The sequence below is a fragment of the Streptomyces sp. CCM_MD2014 genome (genome assembly GCF_000772045.1).
Classification (GTDB): Bacteria; Actinomycetota; Actinomycetes; order Streptomycetales; family Streptomycetaceae; genus Streptomyces; species Streptomyces salinarius.
Genome location: NZ_CP009754.1, coordinates 6,218,725 through 6,240,577 on the forward strand (window position 1 = coordinate 6,218,725; position 21,853 = coordinate 6,240,577).

The window sequence follows — 21,853 nt, forward strand, 5'->3', positions numbered from 1 at the left end:
CCGGCGGTCAGTGACGGCCGAGGCGGTTGGCGACGGCGTGGCCGACGAAGAGGTAGACGACCGCGGCCAGTCCGTAGCCGGCGACGACCCGCGCCCACGCCTCGTCGAACGTGAAGAGGTCGTGCGACCAGCCGGCCAGCCAGCCGGCCGCGTCATGGACGAATCGCACCAGGTCGTTGGCCCGGTTGGCGTCCAACAGGTACATCAGGATCCACAGGCCGAGGATGAAGGCCATGAGGTCCGCGACGATCGCGACGGCCCTGCCCGCGGAGTTCGAACCGCTGTATCTGGACATGCCTTCCGTATGGCCGCGCAGGACCGGAGGAAACCTGTGCCGACGGCCCTCCGTCCGGAACTGCTTCCGGACGGAGGGCCGTTGAGGTGTCGCCGGCGCGTCGGCGTCGTCAGCCGCGCTGGATGCCCGAGGTGTCCTGGAGGACGCCGCGGCGGCCGTCCTGGGTCTGGGCGACCAGGTTGGCGCCGCGCTGCTCGACGGCCAGGTACCAGGTACCCGGGGCCAGCTCGGCGATCGGGGTCGGCGAGCCGTCCTCCGCGAACAGCGGACGCGGCACCGGCACGGCGAACCAGAACGGGGAGAAGTCCCCGGCCGGCTGCGCCTGCGCCTGCTGCGGCGCCTGCGGCTGTCCCGGCTGCGGCTGGCCGCCGAAGGACGGACCGGGCTGACCCGGCTGTCCGGGCTGGCCCCCGTACGGCTGCTGCTGGGCGCCCGGGTAGCCGTAACCACCCTGGGGCTGGCCGCCGTAGGGCTGCGGCGCGGCCGGACGGGCGGCCGGGACCAGGCTGCCCTTGAGGGCGGGGACCAGCGGGGTGGCCACGGCCGCGGCGGCCATGACCAGCGTGGCGATGAGGGCCAGGATCAGGCCCATGCCGGCGCTGACATTGTCCAGGCCCCCGTCGTTGTCGAAGGCTCCCGCCGGGTCGAAGATGTTGCCGAGCGCGCACCAGGCGGCGAACACCGTGAACGCGATGCCGAACTGGCCGAGGTCGAGACCGGCCACCTTCCTGGGCTGCGGCATGGCGTGGCTCACGACGACGAGCGCGGCGCCGATGACGCCCGCGAGGACGACACCGAGCACGACCGGGCCACTGCCCCACAGGGTGGGGATGTCGGCGCTGTCCGGCGCACCTTCGATCGAGTAGATGTCGAGGAACGACGCGATCAACAGCAACACCGCTGCTCCGATCACCACGCCGTCGCCTCGAGTGAGGGAGCGGATATTCACTTCAGGTCCTTCGTAGGTCGTCTCGTCGTCGGTAGAGGCGTCGCTGTCACGATGGCGCCGAAAGGTTCCGGTGTGAAGCGCGGGGGTGGCCCCTCATCGTACGGACGACACTATCGTCCACGGGTCGGGGCTGTCCGCAGGGATCGGGACGCCGGGCGCTACCCGCGCAGGAAACTCACAATCCCCTCAGACATCCCCTCCGCCGCCTTCTGCCGCCAACTGCCGCTGGTCAGCAGTGCCACGTCCTTGGCGTCCCGCATGTTGCCGCACTCGATGAACACCTTGGGAACCGTTGACAGATTGAGACCACCCAGGTCCGTGCGCGTGACCAGGCCGGTGCCGTCGCCGAGGTAGTTGGACGGCGCGGAGCCCGTGACGCGCACGAAGGCGCCCGCGACGTTCTTGCCCAGTTCGGCGGAGGGCGCCACGATGGCGCGGGTGTCGGCGGCGCCCTCGTGCACCGACCCCGGCATGATCACGTGGAAGCCGCGGTTGCCCGCCCCCGACCCGTCGGCGTGGATCGAGATCGCGGCGTCGGCCTTCGCCTCGTTGCCGATCCGGGCCCGCTCGTCCACGCAGGGACCGTACGAACGGTCGCCGTCCTGCGTCAGTTTCACGGTCGCGCCCTGCTCCTCCAGCAGGGCGCGCAGCCGGTGGGCCACGTCGAGGGTGAACTTCGCCTCCGGCCAGCCCGCGTTGGTGGCGGTGCCGGTCGTGTCGCACTCCTTCCAGTGCGTGCCGACGTTCACCTTGCGGTTGATCTCGGACGCGTGCCGGAAGTTGGCGGGGTTGTGGCCGGGGTCGATGACGACGACCTTGCCCTTGAGGGGGCCCGACGCGGCGGGTCGGGAGGCGGACGGCTTCCCGGACGTGGGGGCGGGGGAGGAGCCCGCGGGCTTCTTGCCGTCGTCGCCCGGGGTCGCGGAAGCACCGGCGGACGGCGCCGCCGTCGTCCGTACGGCGCCCGCGCGGTCGGCGCCGCCCCCGTCGCCGTCGCCCGGGCCGCCGACCGCCGCGTACACCCCCCACCCGAGCAGCGCCCCGGGGACGAGCGCGGCGACCGCCACGGTCAGGGGGCGGCGCAGCGGGGAGCGGCGGGGCTGGGGAGGTTCGAAGTCCGGGCCTGTGTACGACACGTCAGCGACTCTAACCGCGCCCTCAGATCCCCGTGCCCGTTCGCCGCAGGACGCGCAGCGAGTCGGTCGCCGAGACCTCGGTGAACGCGCCCGACGCCAGCGCCCTGAGGTAGACGCGGTACGGGGCCTGGCCGGTGAACTCGTCGGCCGGGTCCGGGAAGACGTCGTGGATGACCAGCAGGCCGCCGTCGGCGACGTGCGGGGCCCAGCCCTCGTAGTCGGCGGTCGCGTGCTCGTCGGTGTGGCCGCCGTCGACGAAGACGAGGCCCAGCGGGGAGTTCCAGACCGCGGCGACCTGCGGCGAGCGGCCGACCAGGGCGACCACGTGCTCCTCCAGGCCCGCCCGGTGCAGGGTGCGGCGGAAGGTGGGCAGGGTGTCCATCACGCCCAGCTCGGGGTCGACCGTCTCCGGGTCGTGGTAGTCCCAGCCCGGCTGCTGCTCCTCGCTGCCCCGGTGGTGGTCGACGGTGAGTGCCGTGACCCCGGCCCGGCGGGCCGCGTCCGCGAGCAGGACGGTGGAACGCCCGCAGTACGTGCCCACCTCCAGCAGCGGCAGCCCGAGCCCGCCCGCCTCCACGGCTGCGGCGTACAGCGCGCGGCCCTCGTGCGCGGGCATGAACCCCTTCGCGGCCTCGAAGGCGGCCAGGACGCCGGGGGACGGCGACGGGGACGGGGATGAGGCGGAGGCGGGGGCCGCGGTCATGGGGGCCTTTCGGTGGTCGTGCTTCGCGCTTGGTGCTACGTGCTTCGCGCTTCGTGCGTCGTTCAGAGGTCGTCGTGCTACGTGCTTCGAACGTGGTGCTTCGAACGTGGTGCGTCGAACGCGGTGCGTCGAACGTCGTGCGTTCTGCGTGGTGCCGGTGCGGGGGTGTGCCGGCGCCCCATGCTGCCGTACCCCCCGCCGCGTGCCGCGACAGGGGGTACGGGGTGGGCGCGGGTCAGGCCGGGACCGTCTCGCCCGGCAGGGAGAGGTCCAGGTCGACCGGGCGGTCGCCGCCGTGGGTCGCCGCGTGGGCGAGCGGGGCGTGGCCCGCGGCACGGGCGGCCAGGACGTACGGGCCCCGGGCGGGCACGGCGAGGGCGTAGCTGCCGTCCCCCGCGGAGAGGGTCGCGCCCGCCTGCCGTCCGTGCCGGTCGATCAGCGTCACCTTGGCACGGGCGACGGGCGCGCCGTCGGCGGCCAGCACCCGGCCCCGGAAGCCTTGCGCGGGCTCCTCCCCGGCGCCGGCGAGGGCCTGCTCGGCGCGGGCCAGGTTGGCGTCCTCCTCGCTGCTCGCGCGCAGCTGGGAGACGCCCGCGGGACTGCGGCGCGGGAGGAAGAAGGCCAGCACCAGGCCGACGGCGACGGCGGCGGCCGCGATCAGGAAGGAGACGCGGAAGCCGTGCATGGTCGGGACGGCGACGCCGCCCGCGTCGGTCGACGTGTTGGCGAGCACCATGCCGATGACGGCGCTCGACACCGACGTACCGATGGACCGCATCAGGGTGTTGAGACCGTTGGCCGCGCCGGTCTCCGAGGCCGGGACCGCGCCGATGATCAGCGCGGGCAGGGAGGAGTAGGCGAGGCCGATGCCCGCGCCGATCAGCACCGAGGTGACGACGGTCTGCCAGGCGGCGCTCATCAGGCCGAGGCCGCCGGCGTAACCGATCCCGATGATCACCAGGCCGATGATCAGGGTGGTGCGCGGGCCGTAGCGGGCGGACAGACGGGCGTAGACCGGCGCCGTGAACATCATCGTCAGGCCCAGCGGGGCCACGCACAGGCCCGCGACGACCATCGACTGACCGAGGCCGTAACCGGTCTCGGCGGGCAGCTGGAGGAGCTGCGGCAGGACGAGGGAGATGACGAAGAAGGAGACGCCGACCATGATCGAGGCGAGGTTGGTGAGCAGGACCTCGCGGCGGGCCGTGGTGCGCAGGTCGACCAGCGGGGCGGCGACGCGCAGCTCCATCAGGCCCCACAGGAGCAGCACCACGACGGCGGCGGCGAACAGGCCGAGCGTGGTGGGCGACGACCAGCCCCAGTCGCTGCCCTTGCTGATCGGCAGCAGGAAGAGGATCAGACCGGCGGACAGGCCCAGCGCGCCCGGCAGGTCGAAGGACCCCTTGGCGCGCAGCGGGGACTCCGGTACGACCAGCAGCGTCAGGGCGATGGAGAGGGCACCGAGGCCGGCGGCGCCGAAGTACAGGGCGTGCCAGTCGGTGTGCTGCGCGACCAGGGCCGCCGCGGGCAGCGCCAGGCCGCCGCCGACGCCGATCGAGGAGCTCATCAGCGCCATCGCCGAGCCGAGCCGCTCACGGGGCAGCATGTCGCGCATCAGGCCGATGCCGAGGGGTATCGCGCCCATCGCGAAGCCCTGCAGCGTACGGCCGACGATCATCGGGATCAGCGCATCGGTGAGCGCGCTGAGCAGCGCGCCGACGACCATCACCGACAGGCTGGCGATCAGCATGCGGCGCTTGCCGAACAGGTCGCCGAGCCGGCCCATGATCGGCGTGGCCACGGCTCCGGACAGGAGCGTGGAGGTCAGGACCCAGGTGGCGTTGCTGGGTGAGGTGTCCAGAAGTCGGGGCAGGTCCTTGATGACCGGGACCAGCAGGGTCTGCATCACCGCGACGACGATGCCCGCGAACGCGAGCACCGGGACGGTGGCCCCGCTCGCTTGCCGCGCGGGCTCGTCGGTCGTCGTGTGGGACATGGGGTGGGGCCTCCAGGCCGGGAGTCGGTGAACGCGTGGATCGTGGGTGTGTGCAGGCTGAACCTCGTGCGCCCGGGCAACTATTCCGTTGCTTCGGGTCCCTAACTAATTCTTGACCTTCTCTTGGGAACACCTCTGCACACGGTTCACCGGCCGGTCGCCCGTGACCGGATTCCCCCGCCCGTGCCGGCTTCCCCTGGCCTACGACTCAGGTCCTAGGACGGTCCCGGGACGGACAAGGGACCAAAAACCGATGCAAGGGGCAGACCCGGCTTGAGACCATGACACCCATGCTCGAAGCCACCGGCACCACCTCCACCCCGGCCCGCCGCATATCCGCACGCCGTACGCCTCCGACCTGGCTGGTCGTGGCGCTCGCCTGCGCCGGACAGTTCCTGGTCGTGCTCGACGTGTCCGTCGTCAACGTCGCCCTGCCCTCGATGCGCACCGATCTCGGACTCAGCGCCCAGGGCCTCCAGTGGGTGGTCAACGCCTACGCCATCGCCTTCGCCGGGTTCATGCTGCTCGGCGGACGGGCCGGCGACCTGTACGGGCGCAAGCGGATGTTCCTGGTCGGGCTCGGGCTGTTCACCCTGGCCTCGCTGGGCGGCGGGTTCGCCCAGGAGAGCTGGCAGCTGCTGGCCGCGCGGGCCGTGCAGGGCCTCGGCGCGGCCGTACTCGCCCCCTCGACGCTGACGCTGCTGACCGCCGCGGTGCCGGAGGGCGCGGCCCGGGCCCGCGCCATCGCGACCTGGACCGCCGTGGGCGCGGGCGGCGGTGCCGCGGGCGGTCTGGTGGGCGGTGTCCTGGTGGACGGGCTGTCCTGGCGCTGGGTGCTGTTGATCAACGTGCCGGTGGGCGCGGTCGTGCTGGCCGGCGCCGTGCGGTGGCTGACCGAGAGCCGGGGCGGCGAGCGCCGCCGCCTGGACCTGCCGGGCGCCCTGCTGGTGACCACCGGACTCGCCACACTGGCCTACGGCATCTCGCAGACCGAGTCCGAGGGGTGGACGGCGGGCGCCGCGCTGCTGCCGCTGCTCGCCGGCCTCGTACTGCTCGGGCTCTTCCTCCTGGTCGAGGCGCGGACGGCGGCCCCGCTGATCCCGCTCGCACTGCTGCGGCTGCGGTCGGTGGCGTCGGCGAACGTGGCGATGCTGGTGTCCGGCTCGTCGATGTTCTCGATGTGGTTCTTCATGACCCTGTACGCGCAGAACGTCCTGGGCTACTCCCCGCTGGAGGCCGGCCTCGCCCTGGTGCCCAGCTCCCTCGCCGTGATCCTCGGCTCGAAGGCGGCCCCGCGGTTCCTGCCCGTGCTCGGGGCCCGGAACGTGGCCGTGCTCGGCACGCTCGTCGCCGCGGTCGGCTTCGGCTGGCAGTCGACGATGACCGCGGACGGCGGCTATCTCACCGCGATCATGCTTCCCGGCGTGCTGATGATGCTGGGCGCGGGCCTGGCGGCCACCCCGCTGGCCTCGCTGGCCATCTCCGGCGCGGCTCCGGGGGACGCCGGACTGGTCTCCGGGCTGATCAACACCTCCCGGACGATGGGCGGTTCGCTGGGACTCGCGGTGATGTCGACGATCGCGGCGGCCCGCTCCGGGGGCGAGCACGCGGACCCGGCGGCCCTGACGGACGGCTACGCCCTGGTCTTCCGCACGGCGGCGGCGGTGCTGCTCGCAGCGGCCGTACTGATGTGGGCGTGGCTGCCGAAGGCACGCGCGAAGGACTGAGCGAGCCCAGAAGGAAGCGCCCCCGAAAAACGCGCCCCGAAGGGGGCGCGTCACAAGGGGCGCGGGGAAGGCGCGGGGAACTGCGCGAGCAACCCCCACCGGCCCGCGGCCGACGAACCATTGCAACCCGCCCCCCCCCCCCCCGCGCGGCCGACGAACCATCGCAACCCACCCCCCGCTCAGACCCACCCCCGCTGCCGAGCCGCGCGCAGCGCCTCCGCCCGGTTGCGGGTACCGGTCTTGCCGATCGCGGCGGACAGATAGTTGCGGACCGTGGACTCGGACAGATGCAGCACCGCGGCGATGTCCGCGACCGTCGCACCGTCCGCCGAGGCCCGCAGCACGTCGCACTCCCGGCCGGTGAGCGGACTGGGCCCCGCACTGAGCGCGGCCGCGGCCAGCGCCGGGTCGACGACCGTCTCACCGGCCAGCACCCGGCGGATCGCACCGGCCAGCTCCTCCACCGGGCCGTCCTTCACCAGGAAACCGGCGGCACCCGCCTCCATGGCCCGCCTGAGGTACCCGGGGCGGCCGAACGTGGTCAGGATCAGCACCCGGCAGCCGGGCACCCGCTCCCGCAGCTCGGCGGCGGCGTCCAGGCCGCTCAGGCCCGGCAGTTCGATGTCGAGCAGGGCGACGTCGGGGCGGTGCGCGAGCGCGGCGGCGACGATCTCGTTCCCGGCCGCCACCTGCGCGACCACCTCGATGTCCGCCTCCATCCCGAGCAGCAGCGCGAGCGCGCCGCGCATCATGCCCTGGTCCTCGGCGAGGAGGACACGGACGGGGTGGTCGCGGGGGGTCTCGTCGGTCACGGGGCAAGGGTAGGGGGCACCCGGTCATGCGGACGCACGAAGGCTCGGGCGGTGGCCGTGGCGAGGGTCCGGGCGCCGCGCCGAGGGTTCGGGCGCCGCGCCGAGGGTTCGGGCGTCCGCCCGCCCGGGAGCTACGCCGGTGCGCCCACCGGCCGTTCCTCCTCCCGCACCGGAAGCTCCGCCGTCACCGAGAAGCCGCCCCGCGGCCCCACCCCCGCCGTGAGCGAGCCACCCGCCGTGGCGAGGCGCTCCGTGAGGCCGGTCAGGCCCGTGCCCGGACCCTGCGTGGGGCCCGCCACGCCCGTGCCGTCGTCCGTGACCGTCAGCCGGACCCGGTCCGCACCGCCCGAGACCGCGATCTCGCAGCGGCTCGCCCCGCTGTGCCGTACGACGTTGGTGACCGCCTCCCGCACCACCCAGCCCAGCAGCGCCTCCGTCTGCGGGGGCAGCGGCGGGCCGGAGCGGTGGACCACCGCCTCCACGTCCGCCGCGTCCAGCGCCGACCGGGCCCGGTCCAGCTCGGTGCCGAGGCTGCCCTCCCGGTAGCCCGTGACCGCCTCGCGGACCTCGGTCAGCGCCTGGCGGCCGACCGACTCGATGTCCGTGATCTGGGTCAGCGCCGCGTTCAGGTCCCGGGGCGCCAGCCGGCGGGCGGCCTCCGACTTGACCACGATCACCGACAGCGTGTGCCCCAGCAGGTCGTGCAGATCGCGCGAGAACCGCAGCCGCTCCTCCGCCACCGCACGGGTGGCCAGCTCCTCCCGGGCGGCGCGCAGTTGACGCACGGCGTCGGACAGGCTCAGGATCGCGGCCGTCACCATCGTCGAAAGGAACGTCGCGTAGGCGATGTTCAGGCCGTCCCAGCCGTCCCGGACGCCGCCCACGACACCCGCCACCACCGCCAGCGACCAGCCCCACCGGCCCAGCCACCGGCCGCGCAGCGCCGCCCCCGCGGCGAGGCCCAGCAGCGGGAAGAACAGCAGCCAGCTGCCGCCGTACGCGAGTGCCAGACCGCACGTCACCAGCGCCATGGCGCCCAGCGCCAGCCGCGTGGACGGCGACTCGCGCGTCTCCTTGTCGAAGGAGCGGAACGCCACGTAGATGTACAGCGAGTTGAAGACGAGCAGTCCCGCGCCGCCGACCCAGGGGTTGGACGTCCGCCCCTGGAAGATGTTGGCCAGGCTGCCCAGGCCCATCAGCAGCCACGGCAGCAGTGTGAAGCCGGAGGGCGGCGGGCCGGCCCGCTCCGTCCGCTCGCCCTCCCGGTCCGCCGCCTCGGACTGCCGCGCGAGCTGCCACGCGTCGAGTCGGCACGACACCTTGCGCAACCGCCCCCGGATCCCGGTCATGGCTGTCGGCTCCCTTCCGCTCCGCGCCCGCGGCGCTCAGTCGTTCGCCGCGCCGCGGCGGTAGGACAGGACGGCGTACACGCCGAAGGCCAGCAGCCATCCCGCCAGGACGAGGATTCCACCCACGGGCGGTGCCTGCCCCGTGGCCACCGACGTGCCGAGCTGGGCGAAGCGGTTGCTCGGAGTGAACCCCGACACCGTGCGCAGCCACTCGGGGAACAGCGCCAGCGGGAACCACAGGCCCCCGACCACCGCGAGGCCCAGGTTGGCCACCATGTTCGCGACGCCCGTGGTCTGCCCGGTCAGCCGGTACCCGTTGCCGAGCCCCAGCAGCGTGAACGGCACCGATCCGAGCCAGAGCAGCAGCGCCAGCGCCGCCCACTGCCAGGCGTCCAGCCGCACGCCGTTGATCAGGCCGCCCGCGCCGAGCACCGCCGCGATCGCGGGCAGCACGGTGACGGAGGAGGTCAGGGCGCGGCCCACGACCACCTGGTGCGGCGGCATCGGCGTCACCCTCAGCTGCCGCAGCCAGCCGATCGCCCGGTCCTCGGCGACCCCGCCGCCGGTGTTCAGGGCCGAGCCGACCGCGCCGTAGGCGGCCATGCCGACCATCGCACCCGTCTTCCAGTCGCCCGCGTCGTCCCCGAGGTTGGTGAAGAGCAGGTACATCAGGACCGGCATGGCGATGCCGCCGATCACGAAGCCGGGATCGCGCAGCGTACGGCGCGTCTCCAGGACCAGGTAGTCCCTCATCGCATGCTCTCCTTCTCCGGTGCGGGTGCGGGTGCGGGTGCGGGTGCGGGTGCGGGTGTTGTGGGTGCGGGTGTCGGTGCCGGGGCCGTCAGGGCCAGGAACGCGTCGTCCAGGGACGCGGGGGCGACCTCCAGGCCGCGAATCGCGCCGAGTTCCGCGAGGGCGACCACGGTCGCGTCGGAGTCGTCGGTGCGCAGCAGCGCACGGTCCCCCCGCACCTCCAGCGAGCGGACCCCGGGCAGCAGGGTCAGGCCGTCGGCGGGCCGGCCGGCCAGGTCGAAGGAGACGCGGCTGCCGCCCGCCGCCCGGCGCAGCTCGTCGCCGGTGCCGTCCGCGACGATCCGCCCCCGGTCGACGACCAGGATCCGGTCGGCGTGCGCGTCGGCCTCCTCCAGGTAGTGCGTGGAGAAGAGGACCGTGCTGCCCCCGAGGGTGTAGGCCCGCATCGACTCCCAGAAGGCGTGCCGGGCCTCCACGTCGAGGGCCGCCGTCGGCTCGTCCAGGACCAGCAGGTCGGGGCGGCCGGCCAGCGCGAGGGCGAAGCGCACCCGCTGGACCTGGCCGCCGGACAGCCGGTCCACGCGCCGCCCGGCCAGCGCGGCGATCCCCGCCAGCTCCAGGGCCTGCCCGACGGGCATCGGCGCCGGATAGCGGCCGGCCACGAAGGCGACCAGCTCGCCCACGGTGACCCGGGGGACCGCCCGTGCCTCCTGGAGCATGGCCCCCACCCGCCCCGCGCGCACGGCACCCTCCGGAGGACCGCCGAACAGCTCCACCGTGCCGGCGTCGGGCGGGCGCAGGCCGAGCAGCAGCGCGATCGCCGTCGACTTGCCCGCGCCGTTGCGGCCGAGCAGCGCGACCGTCTCGCCGCGCTCGATCCGCAGGTCCATGCCGTCGACGGCGCGGACGTCGCCGTACGCCTTGGCCGCTCCCGCGAAGGAGACGGCGGGGGTGGTGCCCTCTGTCGGTGTCATGCCGACGACGCTACGGAGCCGGCGGGGGCCGACGGCAGATGCGGTTGTCCGGTGTTCGGCAGGACAAATGTCATGGGCGGCGGGCGTCCCGTACGGTGACCGGGACAGCAGGGACGCGCGGGAGACGAGCCGGGAGAGCCATGCCCATCGACGCAGCCGGGGCGCTCGCCGCCGCACCCCGGGTCCGCGAGATCGCCTGGGACCACAAGGACGTCCAGCTCTACCACCTCGGCATCGGCGCGGGCCGGCCCGCCACCGACCCCGGCGAGCTGCGCTACACCCTGGAGTCCCGGCTGCACGTCCTGCCGAGCTTCGCGACGGTGGCCGGCGGCGGTGCCCCGGGAGTGATCGGCACGCTGTCCGTGCCCGGCGTCGACGTCGACCTCGCCCGCGTCCTGCACGGCGGGCAGCGGCTGCGGCTGCACCGGCCCGCCGTCCCGGTGCGGGGCAGGGCGAGGGCGTCCTCGCGCGTCGTCGCCGCGTACGACAAGGGCGGCGCGGCCGTCCTCGTCCTGCGCACCGAGGTCACCGACGGCGACGGGCCGCTGTGGACCGACGAGGCCGAGGTCTTCGTACGCGGGGAAGGCGGCTGGGGCGGTGAGCGGGGCCCGTCCGGACGCCCCTCGCCACCGCCCGCCGAGCCCGCGGACCACGTCGTCGAACGGACCGTGCGCGAGGACCAGGCCCTGCTCTACCGGCTCTCCGGCGACTTCAACCCCCTGCACGCCGACCCGGAGTTCGCCGCGCGCGCCGGCTTCGAGCGGCCCGTCCTGCACGGGCTGTGCACGTACGGCACCACGCTCAAGGCGGTCGTCGACACGCTGCTGGACGGTGACGTGACCCGGGTGCGCGCGTACGACGCGCGGTTCGCCGGGGTGGTGTACCCGGGGGAGACGCTGCGGGTGCGGATGTGGCGGACCACCGGTACGGACGGCGGCGGGGCCGACGGCGGCCGGGCGGACGGCGGCGGGGCGGGCGAGGCGCGGGTGGCCGTGAGTGCCGTGGAGCGCGGCGACGCGCCCGTCCTCTCCGACACGGTCGTCCGGTACGGCTGACGACGGGGCACAGGGCGCGGGGCACGACAGCGGCCCCGCCCGTCGGATGCGACGAACGGGGCCGGAGCCGCGTGCTGTTCGTGTGTGCCTTGTCCGTGCCGTCAGGCGGCCGTCTCGGACTCCTCCGCAGGCTTGCGGTGGCGGCCCTGTGGGGTCGCCTCGCCTTCCTGGCTGGAGACCGGTCCACGGTGCTTGCCGTGACCGGCGTCGATCTCGGAAACGTCGGCACCGGCGGCCTGCATCGGCTGGGTCGTGCTGGCGTCGTTCATCGGAAGGAATTCACCCCGTCAACATGATCTTTCCTACAGCCGGGCGAGTCTAACCGGCACACCTCGGGACGGATCCAGGCGGCCACGCCAACCGGCACTACTTCGTTACAAGCCGTGCCAGCGGGGCCTGTTGCAGCGGTACGGGGCGCGGCTGGGCGGCGGCGGGGGTGTCCGCCGTACCGGGGGCGTCGCCGGACTCGCCCCGAGCCGTTGCCTCCGGATTCCCGGGCTGCTCGCCGCCCGCACCGCCGGCGCCGTCCGCACCGCCTGTGCCACCCGCACCGCCGGCGCCGTCCGAGCGGTCCGCGCCCCTCGCACCGCCGGTACCGTCCGCACCCTTCGTGCCACCCGCGTCGGCGGTGTCCGGTGCGATCAGCCGGGCCACCCCGCACGGCGACCGTGGTGTGGAGCAGGGCAGTCGCAGCTCCCCGTCCGCCGTCCACAGCCCGGCACCCGTCAACCACCCCTCCGGCGCCGGAAGATGACGCACCTGTCGTTCGGCGGGCCGCCACACCCCGACCCAGCTGCCGAACGCGCCGTCCACACGCAGGGCCACCGCGCAGCGTTCCGGGGTCAGCACCTGACCCGGCTGGACGGCGAACGGCGTCACGACGCAGTCCGGCATCCGCAGGCACTCCGGGAAGCGCACCGGCAGCGTGCTGCCCAGCACACCCCAGCCGAGCCGCTCCCGCCCCGGCGAAGGGGCGTCCGAGCCGATGAGCACCAGCCCGCTGTCGGGGTCGGCCAGCAGCAGCCGGTCGTCGCTGTCCGGGGCGATCTGCAGCAGCGGCGACACCTCGCCGTCCCGCTCCAGGTCCACCACGACCGCCTTGGTGCGCCCGCCGGTCTCCCGGTCCACCGCCAGCATCCGCCCCGTGCGGTCCAGCCAGGCCCCGCCCGAGCAGCGGCCGGGGATCTCGGCCACCCGCTCGGGCCCGAAGGCGCCGCCCGCGACCTGCCACAGCACCGTCGAACGCGGACCGGCCGCGAGGGCGTACGCCCGCTCGCCGCCCGGCACCGGCGGCAGCAGCCGCAGCCCCGTGCCGTCGGCCGGGCTCTCGACCGCGCCGAGCGGCAGCTCGCCGGTGCCGGGCCCGGTCGGGTACAGCAGCGCGAAATGGTGCCGGCCGGCCGCCACCCGGTGGACCAGGACCCGTCCGTCGCCCATCGGCTGCACCTCGGTGCCGGGCTCCTCGGGCTGGTTGCCCGGCAGCGGCACCGCGTACGGCTCGGGACCGTCCAGGGTCCAGCGCTCGGGGTACCAGGCCTCTTCGCCACCGCTGTTTCCGCCGCGGCGGGCGAGACGTGCGGCGTAGGCACCCTCCGCGGTGATGCTGCAGCCCGCCCGCGGGGCCCCGCTGTCACCGGGGTCCGCCGAGGGCTCGATCGCACAGGCCGTCATCGTTCGGTCACCTCCGGCGACGAAGCTAGTTTTCGCACGCACGGGCGTGGGACCGGCGCCGGTCCCCATCACACATACGTGTGTCACAGGAACGATTCGCCTGAGGGAAGGGCGCGGTGTGTGCTGTGCCGGACCGGACGGCCAGGGGCGCGGCGGACGGTTGCGGCCGCGGGTACAACGGCGCAGAACCTCCAGGTAGCCTTGCATGCGTGCCCCGTCTGTCAGAAGTCATCGCCGCGCTGGACAACCTGTGGCCCGCCGAGCGGGCCGAGTCCTGGGACGCGGTCGGCACCGTCGTGGGCGACCCCGACCAGGAGGTCACGCGGGTCCTCTTCGCGGTGGACCCCGTCCAGGAGATCGCCGACGAGGCCGTGAAGCTCGGCGCCGACCTGCTCGTCACCCACCACCCGCTGTATCTGCGCGGGACGACGACGGTCGCGGCGTCCACCTTCAAGGGCCGTGTGGTGCACACCCTGATCAAGAACGACATCGCCCTGCACGTCGCCCACACCAACGCCGACACCGCCGACCCGGGCGTCTCGGACGCGCTGGCCGGCGCGCTCGACCTGAACGTCGTACGGCCCCTGGTACCGGACCCGAGCGATCCCGAGGGGCGCCGCGGTCTGGGGCGGGTGTGCGAGCCGCAGCTTCCGCTGACGGTGCGCGAGCTGGCCGCACGCGCCGCCGAGCGGCTGCCCGCCACGGTGCAGGGCATCCGCGTGGCCGGCGACCCGGACGCGACCGTGCGCACGGTCGCCGTCAGCGGCGGCTCCGGCGACAGCCTCTTCGACCACGTACGGGCGGCGGGCGTCGACGCCTTCCTCACCGCGGACCTCCGCCACCACCCCGTGTCCGAGTTCTCCGCGGACCGCGCGGCCCGTCGTCCCCTCGCGCTGCTCGACGCGGCGCACTGGGCCACCGAGTGGCCCTGGTGCGAGCTGGGCGCCGCCCAGCTCGACGAGATCTCCGACCGCAACGGCTGGGACCTCAGGGTCCACGTCTCGAAGACGGTCACCGACCCCTGGACCGCCCACGCGGCGTCCGCCCCGACCTCTAGCGCAATGGGAGCCCCCAACTGAAAGCCGCGCCCGCCGACCAGATCCGCCTCCTCGACGTCCAGGGCCTCGACACGCGCCTCCAGCAGCTCGCGCACAAGCGCCGGTCCCTGCCCGAGCACGCCGAGATCGAGTCGCTGACCAAGGACCACACCCAGCTGCGCGACCTGCTCGTGGCCGCGCAGACCGAGGAGAGCGACTGCGCCCGCGAGCAGACCAAGGCCGAGCAGGACGTGGACCAGGTGCGCCAGCGCGCCGGCCGCGACCAGCAGCGCCTGGACTCCGGCGCCGTCACCTCCCCGAAGGACCTGGAGAACCTCCAGCGCGAGATCGCCTCCCTCGCCAAGCGCCAGGGCGACCTCGAGGACGTCGTCCTGGAGGTGATGGAGCGCCGCGAGTCCGCGCAGGAACGGGTCGCCGAGCTGACCGAACGGGTCGGCGCGGTCCAGGGAAAGATCGACGACGCCACCGCGCGCCGTGACGCGGCCGTCGAGGAACTGGACGGCGAGGCGGCCTCGGTGACCAAGGAGCGCGAGGTCGTCGCGGGCTCCGTCCCCGAGGACCTGCTCAAGCTGTACGACAAGCTGCGCGAGCAGCAGGGCGGCGTCGGTGCGGCCAAGCTGTACCAGCGCAGTTGCCAGGGGTGCCGCCAGGAACTGGCCATCACCGAGCTGAGCGAGATCCGCGCGGCTGCGCCCGACACGGTCGTCCGCTGCGAGAACTGCCGCCGCATCCTGGTGCGCACGGCCGACTCCGGGCTGTAGGGGCCGGTCCGGTGAACGACCAGGCGGCGCGTCCGGCGGCTCGTCCCGCGCGGGAGTTCGTCGTCGAGGCCGACGGCGGGTCGCGGGGCAACCCCGGGCCCGCCGGCTACGGCGCGGTGGTGCTGGACGCGGCGACGGGGGAGACCCTGGTGGAGACCGCCGAGTACCTCGGGGTCGTCACCAACAACGTCGCCGAGTACCGGGGTCTGCTGGCCGGCCTGCGCGCGGCGAAGGAGCTGGACCCGGACGCCGGCGTGCGCGTCCGCATGGACTCCAAGCTCGTCGTCGAGCAGATGTCGGGCCGCTGGAAGATCAAGCACCCCGACATGAAGCCGCTGGCGGCCGAGGCGGCCCGGGTCTTCCCGCCCGGTCGCGTGACGTACGAGTGGATCCCCCGGGCGGACAACAAGCACGCCGACCGCCTGGCCAACGAGGCGATGGACGCGGGCGCACGCGGCGAACAGTGGTCGCCGTCCGAGTCGACGGCGGAGCTCGACGCCGCGGCCACCGGCGGCGTGGGTTCACGGGCGGCCGCCGACACCGACGTACGCGCCGCGAAGGCCGTGGCCTCGCCCGGCTGGGGACCCCCCGACATGGGCGCCCCCGCCACGTTCGTCCTCCTGCGGCACGGGGAGACGCCGCTCACCCCGCAGAAGCGGTTCTCTGGGAGCGGCGGCAGCGATCCGTCCCTGTCGGCCGTCGGCCGGGAGCAGGCCGAGAAGGTCGCCGCGAGCCTCGCCCGGCGCGGCACGATCGAGGCGATCGTCGCCTCACCCCTGGCCCGCACCCGCGAGACCGCAGGCATCGTCGCCGCCCGCCTCGGCCTGGAGGTGGCGATCGAGGAGGGGCTGCGGGAGACCGACTTCGGCGCGTGGGAGGGGCTCACCTTCGGCGAGGTGCGCGAGCGTTATCCCGACGACCTGGACGCCTGGCTGGGCTCCCCGGACGCGGAACCCACCGGCGGCGGAGAGAGCTTCGCGGCCACCGGCGCCCGGATCGCCGCCACCCGCGACAAGCTGGTCGCGGCGTACGCGGGCCGCACGGTGCTGCTGGTCTCCCACGTGACGCCGATCAAGACCTTCCTGCAGCTCGCCCTGGGCGCCCCGCCCGAGTCACTGTTCCGGATGGAACTGTCGGCGGCGTCCCTGTCGGCGGTGGCGTACTACGCGGATGGCGGCGCCAGCGTCCGCCTGTTCAACGAGACGTCCCACCTGCGCTGAGCAGTCCGGCCGCCTCGCGGGCGAGCCGCTCCACGCGCGCCCAGTCCCGGCCGGCCACCGCGTCCTTGGGCAGCATCCAACTGCCTCCCACACACCCGACGTTGGGCAGCGCCAGGTACTCCGGAGCGGAGGCCGGCGTAATGCCGCCGGTCGGGCAGAAGCGCGCCTGCGGCAAGGGCGCGGCGAGCGCCTTGAGATACGCGGTGCCGCCCGCCGCCTCGGCCGGGAAGAACTTCATCTCCCGCACCCCGCGCTCCAGCAGCGCCACCACCTCCGAAGTCGTCGACACGCCCGGCAGGAACGGCACCCCGGACCCCCGCATCGCCTCCAGCAGCGCGTCCGTCCATCCCGGGCTGACCAGGAACCGTGCCCCGGCCGTCACGACCTGCCCGACCTGCTCCGCCGTGACGACGGTGCCCGCGCCGACCACGGCGCCCGGCACCTCGGCGGCGATCGCCCGGATCGCGTCGAGGGCGACCGGTGTCCGCAGGGTCACCTCGATCGCGGGCAGCCCGCCGGCGACGAGCGCCCTGGCGAGCGGCACCGCGTCGGCGAGGTCGTCGACGACCACGACGGGGACGACGGGCGCGAGATCCAGCACCGAGGCGGCGGGGGAGGAGGGCAGCGGAGAACTCATGCCCTCATCGTGCCGCCGAAACGCATGCTCTGCAATCCCCGTTGCAAGCAGCGCAACGGGGATCGACGGCTGACGGGGTCAGTGCACCTCGTCCACGAGCACGTCCAGCGACCACGGCTTCCCGGCCTTCGCGGGAGCGTCCGCCTCCACCTCGTACCCGAGGGCACGCAGCGCGTCCACCAGCTCGGCCGGCCCCTCGGGCGAGGTGCCGGACGCCAGCAGACTCCGTACGATCCGCCCCTTGGTCGCCTTGTTGAAGTGGCTGACCACCTTCCGGGTCGGCGCGTGCAGCACCCGCACGGTCGCCGTCCGCGAGGCGACCTCGCCCTTCGGCTTCCAGGCCGCCGCGTACGCAGCCGACCGCAGGTCGAGGACGAGCCCGTTCCCGGCCGCCTCCGGCAGCACCTCGGCCATCGGTGCCCGCCAGTGCGTGCCCAGCGCTCCGATGCCGGGCAGCTTCACGCCCATCGAGCACCGGTAGGAGGGGATCCGGTCGGTCACCCGCACGGCACCCCACAGCCCGGAGAACACCAGCAGCGACCTGGCCGCCCGCCGCTTGGCGGCGGCGTCCAGCGAGGCCAGGTCCAGGGCGTCGTACAGCACCCCCGTGTAGATCTCCCCCGCCGGACGGGCGCCCGCGGTCAGCAGCTCCGCGTTCTTGGCGACCTCGCCGCGCAGCCCCTCGCTCAGCCCGAGCACCTCGCGGGCCTTCTCCTCGTCGCCGGCACACAGCTCGACCAGCTCGCCGAGGACGGCCTCCCGGGCCGCGGTGAGCCCCGGCAGGGACAGCGACCCGGTCTTCAGCGGGGCACCCCGGCCGGACGCGGCCTTCCCCTCGGACGGCGGCAGCAGGACAAGCACACGTACTCCTTCACGACAAGCTCTCGGCCCCCGGTCAGGGTACGGCGTCCCCGGCCCGCGCCCGCTCGACGGCCCGCACCAGCGCCCCCGGGTCGTCGGCATGGAACCGCACCACCCGCACCTCCCGCCGCCGCCCGAAGAAGGAGACGTGGGTGACCGGCTCGGCGAGTTCGACGGTGACGGAGGTCTGGGACCCCACGGCGAGGTCCAGCTCCCCGTACCTCGGCTCGTGCGTCGTACGCAGCTCACGCCGGACGGAGGCGATCCGCTCCAGCGGTATCCGCACGTCGACGTGGATCGCGCGCCGGATCCGCAGCGTCCCGGCGTCCGGATCCAGCACGTGCGGCCGGACCACGGACGCGGCGTGCAGCCCGACCACGATCACCACGGTGTACACGTCCAGCACCAGCACCACGTGGTGCACGGCGGGCCAGTCCCGCAGCAGCACGGACATCATCACGGACTCGACGACACACACGAAGGCGAACCCGCCCATCATCGCGCCCTGCCCCCGCGCGTACCCGAAGACGGTCCCGCCGCGCGCCGCCCCATCGGTACGCCTGGCCGCCCACAGCCACAAACTGGCCAGCAACCGCAGCTCGTGCCGCACGAGCAGGTACGGAACCGCGACGAGACCGGTGCCCCTCACGACCGCCCTCCCCGGGAGGCGATCTCCATGGCCTGCCTGATGGCCTCCGCCTGGGCCGGCGCGAAGTCCTCGTACAGGGCGCGCAGGAGACCGTGGCCGGGGTCGAGGTCGAAGCCCTCCTCGGGCAGCAGCTCGGCGGGCATGCAGTCGGCGAGCACGCGGGCGGCCTCCGCCACGCGGGGATCGTCGGCGCCGGCGTCGGCCAGCTCGTCGAGCAGCGCGTAGATACGGCGGGCCCGAGCCGCCGCATCCGGGGAGCCCAGGGCACCGCGCAACGCGGCCAGCAGCCCGGCCCGCTCCTCCGGCGCGACGGTGCTCTCCAGCAGCACCAGCATCTCCCGGTCCCGCAGGGCCATCGGCGAGCCGGACACGTCCCCGATCCCGGCGAACAGCTCGGCCAGCTCCGGCGACACCGGCCCCTCGGCCGGCACCCCGCCCTCCGCCTCCAGCAGTTCCCGCAACCGCGCCCGGCGGTCCCGGATCGCCGCCTCCTGCCGCGCGAGATCCGCGTCCAGTTCCGCCAGCACCTCGGCGAGATCCTTCCCGGCGTCGTCCGCGAGCACGTCCCGCACCTCCGCGAGCCCGAGCCCCAGCTCGGTCAGCCGCCTGATCCTGGCCAGCACGACGACATGCCGCAACGTGTACGTCCGATACCCGTTGGCCAGCCGCTCCGGTTCGGGCAGCAGGCCCTGATGGTGGTAGTGCCGCACGGTCCGCGTGGTGACGCCGACGGCGGCCGCGAGTTCTCCGATCCGCATGGCCCCAGTAGAAACGTTGACGTTGCGACAGGGTCAAGCGCGGCGGTTCGCCTTCCGGACACCGACGCCGATCCTGTGCCACGATCGAGGGAACGGTTCCCGATCTCTCGGACAGGTGATCAGCCGATGCCCCAGCCTGGCGAGCGACCGAAGGAGGGGCGTGACATGACTGCCATGGCACACGAACCGATCACGCAGGACCTCTTGCTGGAGTGGTTTCTCGCCCTGGACACCCCGGAGGGGTTCCGGGCGGAACTGATCGACGGGGAGATCGTCGTGACACCGCCGCCGGACGGGGACCACGAAGACTGCATCGGGCTGATCGTGAGCCAGGTGCACCGGCGGTCCGTCACCGACATGCAGTTCTCCGGCAACAAGGGACTCAAACTGAAGAACGCCGATGGCCTCTTGGCGGACCATGTGATCCCTGACGGCACCTTCGCGCCCGCGGCTTCCAGGCTCTATCGCGGAGCCGAGCCCTGGATGCCTTGCGACGGTGTCTCACTGGTGCTGGAGGTGACTTCCAGCAAGCCCAAGGCCGACCGCGAGACCAAACGCCGTGCCTATGCACGCGGCGATATCCCGTTGTACCTGCTCGTCGACCGCCAGGAGTCGTCGATCACGCTGTTCAGCGACCCGGGCCACGACGACTACCGACAGCACTGCACCGTCGCCCTCGGAAAGCCGCTGACCCTCCCCGCCCCCTTCTCTTTCGACCTGGACACCACCGACTTCCTCTGATCCCGTAGACGCAGGGGGTGGTCGGCGATGGACGCGCGCGGCGAGCAGGCACGCTGGACGAGGGCACGGCTGGGGACGGCCGGCCCGACCCTCGACCTCCTCACCGCCCGCTTCGACCGGCACGTCTACGCTCCGCACGCCCACGACGAGTTCACGGTCGGCGTCACCGTAGGCGGACTCGAGGTCATCGCCTACCGGGGCGGGCACATCCACTCAGGGCCGGGCTCCATCGTCGTCCTGGAGCCGGGCGAGGTGCACACCGGCGGCCCGGCCGCCCCCGATGGCTACTCGTACCGCGCCCTGTACGCGACCCCGTCCCTCCTCACCGACGGCACCCGCGCCACCGCCCTCCCGTACTTCCGCGAGCCGGTCATCGACGACCCGGAACTCGCCGCCGCCCTGCGCGCCGCACACACCGACCTGGCCCGCCACCCCGACCCGCTGGAGGCCGAGTCCCGCCTTCCCTGGCTGCTCACGGCGCTCGCCCGCCGCCACTCCACGGCCCGCGCCGCCGACGACGCCGTCCCCGGCTCCGACCGCGTCGCCCGCGTCGTACGCGACCGGCTCGCCGACGAACTCCTCGCCCCGCCGCCGCTGGCCGCCCTCGCCACCGACCTCGGCCTGTCCCGCTACCAACTCCTGCGGGCCTTCCGTACGGCGACGGGGATGCCGCCGTACGCCTGGCTCGCCCAGCACCGGGTGGCCAGGGCGCGCGGGCTCCTGGACGCGGGCCTGCGCCCGGCCGAGGTGGCGGCCCTGGTGGGCTTCGCCGACCAGGCGCACCTGACCCGCTGGTTCCGCCGGGTCCTCGGGGTGACCCCGGCGGCGTACCGCAACAGCGTTCAAGACCGCGCGGGGTGAGGCGGCCGAGACTCGCCGCATGACTGCACGCGGCTGGTTCCTGTTCTCCCTGATGGGAGTGGTCTGGGGCATCCCCTACCTGATGATCAAGGTGGCGGTGGACGAGGTGTCCCCGTCCGGAGTGGTGTTCACGCGCTGCGCGCTCGGCGCGGCCCTCCTGCTCCCCTTCGCCCTGCGCAAGGGAGACCTCTTCGGCACCGTACGGCGCCACTGGAAGCCCATGCTGGCCTTCGCGGTGATCGAGATCATCGGCCCCTGGTGGACCCTGACCGACGCCGAGCGGCACCTGTCCAGCTCCACCGCCGGGCTGCTGATCGCGGGCGTGCCGATCGTCGGCGTGTTCCTGGCGCGCTTCTTCGGGGCCGCGGAACGGGTCGGCGTTCGCCGGATCACCGGACTCGGCCTCGGCCTCGGGGGCGTCGCCGTCCTCACCGTGCCGCACCTCACCGGCGGCGACGCCCGCTCGCTGGCCGAGGTGCTGGCGACCGTCGTCGGGTACGCCACCGCCCCCCTGATCGCCGCCCGCCACCTCAAGGACGTCCCCACCCTCCAGCTCATCACCCCCTGCCTCACCCTGGCCGCCGTCGTCTACGCCCCCGCGGCCTTCCTGACCCGGCCCACCACGCTCCCCTCCGGCGAGGCCCTGGCGGCCCTGGCCGGCCTCGGCGTCGTCTGCACCGCGATCGCCTTCGTGGCCTTCCTGGAGCTGATCAAGGAGGTCGGCCCGGTCCGCGCCGGCGTCATCACCTACGTCAACCCGGCGGTCGCCGTCGCCGCGGGCGCTCTCCTCCTGGACGAGGACCTGACCCTCGGCATCGGCGTCGCCTTCACGCTGATCCTGGCCGGCTCGGTCCTCGCGACGGCCGCCGCCGGTCCGGGGCGGGAGG

General features: G+C 73.9%; 22 protein-coding genes and 1 pseudogene. 8 read left to right on the top strand and 15 right to left on the bottom strand.

Features of this window, described 5'->3' with window-relative positions:
- Positions 1-7: 7 nt before the first annotated feature.
- The 5 genes from NI25_RS27605 to NI25_RS27625 form a co-directional block, all read right to left on the bottom strand.
- Positions 8-295, bottom strand: coding sequence for a hypothetical protein (locus tag NI25_RS27605; RefSeq protein WP_061445030.1), 288 nt, complete (start codon positions 293-295; stop codon positions 8-10).
- A 109-nt stretch (positions 296-404) separates the two neighbouring features.
- Entirely contained in the window at positions 405-1,244 is an 840-nt protein-coding gene (locus NI25_RS27610; protein ID WP_061445031.1) for a DUF5336 domain-containing protein, read from the bottom strand.
- 158 nt (positions 1,245-1,402) lie between these two features.
- Entirely contained in the window at positions 1,403-2,380 is a 978-nt protein-coding gene (locus NI25_RS27615; RefSeq protein WP_061445032.1) for an N-acetylmuramoyl-L-alanine amidase, read from the bottom strand.
- Positions 2,381-2,402: 22 nt separating this feature from the next.
- Positions 2,403-3,083: a class I SAM-dependent methyltransferase gene (locus tag NI25_RS27620; RefSeq protein WP_061445033.1), complete on the bottom strand. Its 681-nt coding sequence runs from the start codon at positions 3,081-3,083 to the stop codon at positions 2,403-2,405.
- A 235-nt stretch (positions 3,084-3,318) separates the two neighbouring features.
- Positions 3,319-5,079, bottom strand: coding sequence for an MFS transporter (locus NI25_RS27625; RefSeq protein ID WP_061445034.1), 1,761 nt, complete (start codon positions 5,077-5,079; stop codon positions 3,319-3,321).
- Between the two features lie 290 nt (positions 5,080-5,369).
- On the opposite strand from NI25_RS27625, the gene NI25_RS27630 reads away from it, so the two are divergent.
- Complete coding sequence (locus tag NI25_RS27630) at positions 5,370-6,806, top strand: MFS transporter (protein WP_061445035.1); 1,437 nt, start codon at positions 5,370-5,372, stop codon at positions 6,804-6,806.
- A gap of 179 nt (positions 6,807-6,985) precedes the next feature.
- On the opposite strand, the gene NI25_RS27635 is transcribed toward NI25_RS27630, so the two are convergent.
- The 4 genes from NI25_RS27635 to NI25_RS27650 all read right to left on the bottom strand — a co-directional run bounded on the left by NI25_RS27635 (position 6,986) and on the right by NI25_RS27650 (position 10,694).
- On the bottom strand, positions 6,986-7,618 hold the full coding sequence (locus NI25_RS27635; RefSeq protein ID WP_078884752.1) for a response regulator transcription factor: 633 nt from the start codon (positions 7,616-7,618) through the stop codon (positions 6,986-6,988).
- 131 nt (positions 7,619-7,749) lie between these two features.
- On the bottom strand, positions 7,750-8,967 hold the full coding sequence (locus NI25_RS27640; RefSeq protein ID WP_061445036.1) for a sensor histidine kinase: 1,218 nt from the start codon (positions 8,965-8,967) through the stop codon (positions 7,750-7,752).
- A gap of 36 nt (positions 8,968-9,003) precedes the next feature.
- Complete coding sequence (locus tag NI25_RS27645; RefSeq protein ID WP_061445037.1) at positions 9,004-9,720, bottom strand: ABC transporter permease; 717 nt, start codon at positions 9,718-9,720, stop codon at positions 9,004-9,006.
- Complete coding sequence (locus NI25_RS27650) at positions 9,717-10,694, bottom strand: ABC transporter ATP-binding protein (protein ID WP_078884753.1); 978 nt, start codon at positions 10,692-10,694, stop codon at positions 9,717-9,719. The genes NI25_RS27645 and NI25_RS27650 overlap by 4 nt, the downstream gene beginning before the upstream one ends.
- Before the next feature lie 140 nt (positions 10,695-10,834).
- On the opposite strand from NI25_RS27650, the gene NI25_RS27655 reads away from it, so the two are divergent.
- Entirely contained in the window at positions 10,835-11,749 is a 915-nt protein-coding gene (locus tag NI25_RS27655) for a MaoC/PaaZ C-terminal domain-containing protein (RefSeq protein ID WP_061445038.1), read from the top strand.
- 101 nt (positions 11,750-11,850) lie between these two features.
- Here the strand turns inward: NI25_RS27655 and NI25_RS38835 are convergent, their stop codons facing one another.
- The gene (locus NI25_RS38835) at positions 11,851-12,018 is read right to left on the bottom strand and encodes a hypothetical protein (RefSeq protein WP_061445039.1); all 168 of its coding nucleotides are present in this window, start codon (positions 12,016-12,018) and stop codon (positions 11,851-11,853) included.
- 97 nt (positions 12,019-12,115) lie between these two features.
- On the bottom strand, positions 12,116-13,420 hold the full coding sequence (locus NI25_RS27665; protein WP_061445040.1) for a hypothetical protein: 1,305 nt from the start codon (positions 13,418-13,420) through the stop codon (positions 12,116-12,118).
- A 209-nt stretch (positions 13,421-13,629) separates the two neighbouring features.
- Between NI25_RS27665 and NI25_RS27670 the strand changes: the two genes are divergently transcribed.
- The 3 genes from NI25_RS27670 to NI25_RS27680 are packed head-to-tail and all read left to right on the top strand — an operon-like array spanning position 13,630 to position 16,459.
- A complete protein-coding gene (locus NI25_RS27670; RefSeq protein WP_061445041.1) occupies positions 13,630-14,499 on the top strand; it encodes a Nif3-like dinuclear metal center hexameric protein in 870 nt (289 codons plus the stop codon).
- A complete protein-coding gene (locus NI25_RS27675) occupies positions 14,496-15,239 on the top strand; it encodes a zinc ribbon domain-containing protein (protein WP_061445042.1) in 744 nt (247 codons plus the stop codon). The genes NI25_RS27670 and NI25_RS27675 overlap by 4 nt, the downstream gene beginning before the upstream one ends.
- A gap of 11 nt (positions 15,240-15,250) precedes the next feature.
- A complete protein-coding gene (locus tag NI25_RS27680; RefSeq protein WP_061445043.1) occupies positions 15,251-16,459 on the top strand; it encodes a bifunctional RNase H/acid phosphatase in 1,209 nt (402 codons plus the stop codon).
- Here the strand turns inward: NI25_RS27680 and eda are convergent.
- From eda to NI25_RS27700, 4 genes are all read right to left on the bottom strand, one after another.
- Positions 16,434-17,096, bottom strand: a complete 663-nt coding sequence (eda, locus tag NI25_RS27685) for a bifunctional 4-hydroxy-2-oxoglutarate aldolase/2-dehydro-3-deoxy-phosphogluconate aldolase (protein ID WP_061445044.1) — start codon at positions 17,094-17,096, stop codon at positions 16,434-16,436. The two genes, NI25_RS27680 and eda, sit on opposite strands and share 26 nt — an antisense overlap.
- 78 nt (positions 17,097-17,174) lie before the next feature.
- Positions 17,175-17,957: a peroxide stress protein YaaA gene (gene yaaA, locus NI25_RS27690; RefSeq protein WP_061445045.1), complete on the bottom strand. Its 783-nt coding sequence runs from the start codon at positions 17,955-17,957 to the stop codon at positions 17,175-17,177.
- 34 nt (positions 17,958-17,991) lie between these two features.
- Complete coding sequence (locus tag NI25_RS27695) at positions 17,992-18,606, bottom strand: hypothetical protein (RefSeq protein WP_061445046.1); 615 nt, start codon at positions 18,604-18,606, stop codon at positions 17,992-17,994.
- On the bottom strand, positions 18,603-19,364 hold the full coding sequence (locus tag NI25_RS27700; protein ID WP_061445047.1) for a MerR family transcriptional regulator: 762 nt from the start codon (positions 19,362-19,364) through the stop codon (positions 18,603-18,605). The genes NI25_RS27695 and NI25_RS27700 overlap by 4 nt, the downstream gene beginning before the upstream one ends.
- A gap of 174 nt (positions 19,365-19,538) precedes the next feature.
- On the opposite strand from NI25_RS27700, the gene NI25_RS27705 reads away from it, so the two are divergent.
- From NI25_RS27705 to NI25_RS40815, 3 genes and pseudogenes are all read left to right on the top strand, one after another.
- Positions 19,539-20,105, top strand: a complete 567-nt coding sequence (locus tag NI25_RS27705) for a Uma2 family endonuclease (protein ID WP_061445048.1) — start codon at positions 19,539-19,541, stop codon at positions 20,103-20,105.
- A 27-nt stretch (positions 20,106-20,132) separates the two neighbouring features.
- Positions 20,133-20,966 carry an AraC family transcriptional regulator gene (locus NI25_RS27710; RefSeq protein ID WP_061445049.1) on the top strand — a complete coding sequence of 278 codons (834 nt, stop codon included), beginning with the start codon at positions 20,133-20,135 and terminating at the stop codon, positions 20,964-20,966.
- Between the two features lie 82 nt (positions 20,967-21,048).
- Positions 21,049-21,813 (top strand): annotated as a pseudogene (locus tag NI25_RS40815) (DMT family transporter); the annotation flags it as partial.
- Between the last annotated feature and the right edge of the window lie 40 nt (positions 21,814-21,853).